This window comes from Kitasatospora sp. NPDC057512 (genome assembly GCF_042802135.1).
Classification (GTDB): domain Bacteria; phylum Actinomycetota; class Actinomycetes; order Streptomycetales; family Streptomycetaceae; genus Kitasatospora.
In genome coordinates this window covers 1-5,969 of record NZ_JBHVET010000546.1, presented here as the reverse complement: position 1 = coordinate 5,969, position 5,969 = coordinate 1, and the positions used below count along the sequence as shown (strand labels likewise).

6 protein-coding genes are annotated in these 5,969 nt (G+C 75.7%); 4 read left to right on the top strand and 2 right to left on the bottom strand.

The annotated features are described in order from the left end of the window. Nucleotides 1–60 precede the first annotated feature (60 nt). A complete protein-coding gene (locus ACFU6K_RS28705; protein WP_380667829.1) occupies nucleotides 61–591 on the bottom strand; it encodes a DUF6328 family protein in 531 nt (176 codons plus the stop codon). A 24-nt stretch (nucleotides 592–615) separates the two neighbouring features. After that, nucleotides 616–1,170 carry a MarR family winged helix-turn-helix transcriptional regulator gene (locus ACFU6K_RS28700; protein WP_380667827.1) on the bottom strand — a complete coding sequence of 185 codons (555 nt, stop codon included), beginning with the start codon at nucleotides 1,168–1,170 and terminating at the stop codon, nucleotides 616–618. Between the two features lie 49 nt (nucleotides 1,171–1,219). Here ACFU6K_RS28700 and ACFU6K_RS28695 point away from each other — a divergent pair, with 49 nt between their 5' ends. From ACFU6K_RS28695 to fusA, 4 genes are all read left to right on the top strand, one after another. Then, nucleotides 1,220–2,161, top strand: coding sequence for a DMT family transporter (locus ACFU6K_RS28695; RefSeq protein ID WP_380667825.1), 942 nt, complete (start codon nucleotides 1,220–1,222; stop codon nucleotides 2,159–2,161). 69 nt (nucleotides 2,162–2,230) lie between these two features. Continuing rightward, nucleotides 2,231–2,824, top strand: a complete 594-nt coding sequence (locus ACFU6K_RS28690; RefSeq protein WP_380667823.1) for a nuclear transport factor 2 family protein — start codon at nucleotides 2,231–2,233, stop codon at nucleotides 2,822–2,824. A 121-nt stretch (nucleotides 2,825–2,945) separates the two neighbouring features. Continuing rightward, nucleotides 2,946–3,455: a hemerythrin domain-containing protein gene (locus ACFU6K_RS28685; RefSeq protein WP_380667821.1), complete on the top strand. Its 510-nt coding sequence runs from the start codon at nucleotides 2,946–2,948 to the stop codon at nucleotides 3,453–3,455. Between the two features lie 375 nt (nucleotides 3,456–3,830). Continuing rightward, on the top strand, nucleotides 3,831–5,939 hold the full coding sequence (gene fusA / locus ACFU6K_RS28680; protein WP_380667819.1) for an elongation factor G: 2,109 nt from the start codon (nucleotides 3,831–3,833) through the stop codon (nucleotides 5,937–5,939). Nucleotides 5,940–5,969: the final 30 nt, after the last annotated feature.

The window sequence follows — 5,969 nt, the reverse complement described above, 5'->3', positions numbered from 1 at the left end:
GCCCGCACCGTCCCCGGTGCGGGCGGCGGCAGCGGACGGCCCCGTACGGCAGCCCTGCGGTCAGGCCCCGTCGCGGGTGGCGGCGCGGCGCACCGCCCAGGGCAGGCCGAACCACAGCACGGCGAAGATCAGCGCGATGCCGCAGGTGATCGGCACCGCGAGCGCCGTGCCGAGGACGACGTCCAGGACCAGCAGCACGGCGCCGGTCAGCGCGGAGGCGAGCAGCAGCAGGCCCACCTGGGCGACGCGCACGGAGACGGCGACGATCCGCTCCTTGCCCGGGTGGCGGTACAGCCCGCGGTGCAGGGCGACGGGGGTGGCCAGGACGGCCGCGGCGACGACCGACAGCAGCAGGGTGGTGACGTAGACGTCCTGTTGGGCGTCGGAGAGCTGGGCGAAGCGCGGGGTGAAGGCGACGCCGAGCAGGAACGCGAAGACGATCTGCACGCCGGTCTGGAGCACCCGCAGCTCCTGGAGCATCGCCACCAGGCGCCGGTCGGCGCGCACGGCCGGGTTCCCCCAGCCGGGCGGGGGAGCGGAGTCGGACCGGTGGCCGGGCGAGGGGGAGTCCGGGGGAGGTGCGCTGGTCATGCGTCAGCTTCCCACGGCCCGGCGTCAGGCCCCGCGCGTTCGGCGGGCCTCCGCGCCCCCGGTGCCGTCCAGGCGCTGCTGCCAGACGGTGAGCAGCCCCTGCAGGGCGCCGGCCTCCTCGGGGCTCAGGTGGGCCAGCAGCCGGTGCTCGTTGCGCATGTGGGCGGTGAACGCCTCGTCGATCAGGCGCCGGCCGGCGTCGGTGAGCGCGACCACGCGCCCGCGCCGGTCGTCGGCGGCCGGGCGGCGGGTGACCAGCCCGGCGCGCTCCAGGCGGTCGATCCGCTTGGTCATCGCCCCGGTGGTCACCATCGTGTGCGCGGCCAGCTCGCCGGGGGCCCGCTCGTACGGGGCGCCGGCCCGGCGCAGCGCGGCGAGCACGTCGAACTCGCCCTCGCCCAGGCCGTAGCGCTGGTAGACGAGGGCGAGTTCGGCGCTCAGGCGGTCGGCGAGGCGGTGCAGGCGCCCGATGACGGCCTGCGGGGAGACGTCCAGGTCGGGGCGTTCGCGCCGCCACTCGGCCTGGACCCGGGCGACGTGGTCCGCGTGGTCGGCATGCTGTCCCTGTCCGTGCTCCATGGACGCCATCCTACTCCCGATAGCTTCCTGGGAAGCTATATTGTCTTCCATGGAAGCCAATACGCGGTGGGTCCTGCTCACCGCCCTCGCCCCCGTCGCCTGGGGCGCCAACTACTGGGTCACCCACGCCCACCTGCCCGCCGACCACCCCCTGTGGGGCGCCGCCCTGCGCGCCCTGCCCGCCGGCCTGCTGCTCCTCGCCCTCGCCCGCCGCCGCCCGCACGGCGCCTGGTGGTGGCGCAGCGCGCTGCTCGGCCTGCTCAACACCGCCGTCTTCTTCGTCCTGCTCTACCTCGCCTCCCAACTGCTGCCCACCAGCGCCGCCGCCACCGTCATGGCCGCCTCCCCGCTGACGATGCTGCTCACCGCCTGGGTGCTGGCCGGCCGGCGCCCGCGCCGCGCGCACCTGGCGGGGGCGGTGGTGGGCCTGGCCGGGGTCGCGCTGGCCCTGGCCGGACCGGGGGAGGGGATCGGCTGGGCCGGGCTGGCCGCCTCGGCGGCGGCGATGCTGGTCTCCTCCGTCGGCTACGTGCTGGCCGCCCGCTGGCGCGAGGGCGCCGACCCGCTCGCCGCCACCGCCTGGCAGCTGACCGCGGGCGGCCTGGTGCTGCTGCCGCTCGCCGCCGCCGTCGAGGGCCCGCCCCCGCCGGTGGACGCGCCCACCCTGCTCGCCTTCGGCTACACCACCGTGATCGCCACCGCGCTCGCCTTCGCCTGCTGGTTCGCCGGACTGCGCCACCTGCCGGCCGGCACCGTGGGCCTGCTCGGACTGCTCAACCCGCTCACCGGCGTGCTGCTGGGCACGGCGCTGGACGGCGACGCCTTCGGGGTGCGCCAGGGCGCGGGGCTGGCGCTGGTCGTGGCCGGCATCCTGCTCGGGCGCCCGCGGGCCGAACCCGCCACCAAGCCCGCCGCCGAACCCGCCACCAGGCCCGCCGCCGGGGGGACCCGGCCGGCTCCGGGTCGGGACCTTGATCTCAAGTCGACTTGAGGTCCTAGCCTGCGTGGTGCGCGACCGGACCGGACGCGCCACGCACGGCGACCCCAAGGAGCCAGGGCCATGACCACCAACACCGACACCACCACCATCGACACCGCCGACACCACCACCATCGCCGCGAACCTCGCCGCGCTCGAACAGCGCGTCCGGGTCCTCGCCGACCGCGCCGACATCACCGGCCTCATCGACGGCTACCTGCTCAGCCTCGACACGGTGCCCCGCGACGGCGGACGGTTCGACGAGGCCTGGGCGCGGCGCTACTTCACCCCCGACGTGCGGATCACCACGCCGGTGGGGGACCACGAGGGCATCGACGGGCTGGCCGAGTCCGAGCAGGCGACCCTCGGGAAGTTCGAGCGGACCCAGCACGTGGGCGCCAACCACATGATCGACCTGGACGGGGACCGGGCCGCGGTGCGCTGGAACGCCGTCATGGCGCACGTCCACCTCGCCTCCACCCAGCAGGCGCGCGGCGAGGAGCCCGGCGGCCACTTCGACGTCGGCGGCACGTTCACCGGCGAGGCGGTGCGCACCCCCGACGGCTGGCGCCTGCGGAGCCTGGACGTGCGGGCCGTGTGGACGAGCGGCCGGGGCCCGCTCGTCCTGACCCCGAAGGCCGGGGCGACCCTGCGCGACCTCGCCGGCGGAGCGTGACGGCTACCCCGGGACGCCGCTTGCCTTCCGGGTGGATCGCGTGATCTGCTGGCGCGAGCATCGCGTGCCGGTGACGGACCGCGTCAGGCATGGAGGTGCGCAACCGAAGGGACCGCCACCCGTGGCCTCCCCCTCCACCGGCCGTACGGCCGCCCTCAGCCTGCAACTCTCCCGCGCGCACCAGGACTTGCGCCGCCGCCTCGCCGACCTGCGCGCGAACCTCGGCCGGCCCCGCCCGCACGGCGACGACCGGCTCCTCACCCACTGCCTGGCCTTCTGTACCGCCCTGACCAACCACCACCAGGGCGAGGACGACGGCCTGTTCGCCCAACTCCTGCGCGAACGCCCCGACCTGGCGCCGACCATCGCCAACCTCGTCGAGGACCACGGCCTCATCACCGGCATTCTCACCCGGGTGCGCCAGCTCGCCGACCAGGCCGCCGGACGGCCCGACGCCGACCTGGAGGCGATCGGACGCGAACTCGACGGGCTCGCCGCCATCATGGACTCCCACTTCGGCTACGAGGAACGGGCCATCGGCGCCGCCCTGGACGCCGGGGTGCGCGACGACGGCTGGTCCGAACCGGTCCTGCGCTTCCACGCGCCGCGAGACCCGGACCCGGCACCGTAGAACCCGCGCACCGTAAAACCCGTCGCACCGTCCGGCCCGCCTTCCCTACACTCGCCACGCGGCCGCGCTCCGACGCGCGGCCCGACCGCGACGACCGTGACGTACGAGACGAGGAGAGGGGGAGGGCGGCCATGCCGAAGCAGAGCGCCGCCGCCCCCTCTCCCGCGTCGCGGTACGAGGTGATCCTGGTGTCCCGCCTCTCCCGGTGCCCGCTGCGCGGCCGGCACCGGAGCAGTGCCGCCACCGCCTGACACCGTCTGACACCGGCCCGTCCGGCCGTAAGTCCCTTGCATGGCAAGGAATCAGACGATCCGTCGGCACTGCCGAATCGCGCGCCCACCCACCAGAAGGACCGCCTCGAAAGGCACCCGGGCCATGCGCACCCACACCACCACCACGAGCACCGCCACCACCACCATCGCGAGCACCACCACCGCGAGCACCGCCACCGCGGCCACCGGCATCGCCGCCGTCCGCAACCTCGGCATCCTCGCCCACGTCGACGCCGGCAAGACCACCGTCACCGAGCGGATCCTCTACCTCACCGGCACCACCCACAAGCGCGGCGAGGTCCACGACGGCACCACCGTCACCGACTTCGACCCCCAGGAACGCGACCGCGGCATCACCATCTTCGCCGCCGCCGTCAGCTGCGCCTGGGCCGGACACCGGATCAACCTCATCGACACCCCCGGCCACGTCGACTTCGCCGACGAGGTCGAGCGCTCCCTGCGCGTCCTGGACGGCGCGGTGGCGGTGTTCGACGCGGTCGCCGGCGTCGAACCGCAGAGCGAGTCGGTGTGGCGCCAGGCCGAACGCCACGGCGTGCCGCGCATCGCCTTCGTCAACAAGCTCGACCGGGCCGGCGCCGACCTGGACACGGCCGTCGACTCCATCCGCGAACGCCTCCACCCGCGCCCGCTGGCCGTCCACCTGCCCATCGGCGCCGAGGAGTCGTTCACCGGCGTCGTCGACCTCGTCCACCAGCGCGCCCTCACCTGGCACGAGGACGGCGCCCTGGCGCACGGCCCGGTGCCCGCCCACCTCGAAGACCGGGCCGCCGAACGCCGCCGCGCCCTGGAGGAGGCCGTCGCCGAACTGCACCCCCGGGCCCTGGAGGAGTTCTGCACCCACGGAACCGTCACCGCCGCCACCCTCACCGCCGCCCTGCGCGACCTCACCCGCACCGGCGAGGCCGTCGTGGTGCTGTGCGGCTCCGCCTACCGCAACCGCGGCATCGAACCGCTCCTGGACGCCGCCGTCGCCTACCTGCCCTCCCCGCTCGACGTCCCGCCCACCCGCTCCGCCGACCGCACCCAGCAGCGCGAGGCCGACCCCGAACAGCCCCTGACCGCCCTGGCGTTCAAGGTCACGGCCGCCCCCACCGGGCGCCTCACCCACCTGCGCCTGTACGCCGGCACCCTCCACAAGGGAGCCACCGTGCTCGACACCGCCACCGGCCGCCGCGAACGCGTCGCCCGCATCCTCACCGTCCTGGCCGACCGCCACACCGAGACCGACCACGCCCGCGCCGGCGACATCGTCGCCGTCGTCGGCCCCAAGCACACCCGCGTCGGCGCCACCCTGTGCGACCCCGACCACCCGATCCTCCTGGAGGCCCCCGTGAGCGCCGAACCGGTCGTCACCGTCGCCGTCGAGGCCCGCCGCGCCGTCGACACCGACAAGTTGGCCGCCGCCCTCGCCCGCCTCGCCGAGGAGGACCCCTCGCTGCGTGTGGCCACCGACCCCGAGACCGGCCAGCGCACCCTGTCCGGCCTGGGCGAACTGCACCTGGAGGTCGCGGTGGAGAAGGTCCGGCGCGAGGCCGGGATCGAGGCGGTCGTCGGCCGCCCGCGCGTCGCCCTGCGCGAGGCCCTCGTCGAGGGCGTCACCGGCTTCGTCCACCGGCACGCCAAACAGGACGGCGGCGCCGGCCAGTTCGCCCACCTCGTCCTCGACGTCCACCCCCTGCCGGACGGCGCCGAAGGGGAGTTCGCGTTCGCCTCCTCCGTCACCGGCGGACGGGTGCCGCGCGAGTACGTGCAGGCCGTCGAGGCGGGCTGCCGCGACGCCCTGGCCGAAGGACCGCTCGGCGGACACCCGGTCACCGGCGTCGCCGTCACCCTCACCGACGGGTCCACCCATCCCAAGGACTCCTCCGAGCTCGCCTTCCGCACCGCCGCCCGCCTCGGCCTGCGCGAGGCCCTGCGCGCCTCGCGGATGCACCTGCTGGAACCGGTCGCCGAGGTGACGGTCACCGTGCCCGAGGACGCGCTGGGCAGCGTCCTCGGCGACCTCGCCGCCCGCCGCGGCCACGTCCGCTCCACCGACCCCGGCCCCGGCGCCACCGCCCAGGTGGGCGCGCTGGTCCCGCTCGCCGAACTGTTCGGCTACGCGGGCCGCCTGCGCGGCCGCACCCAGGGCCGCGGCACCTTCACCACCCGCCCGGCCGGCTACGCCCCCGCGCCGACGCCGGCCGGCTGAGCCCGCCGCCCGGCCCTCCCCACCCGGGGG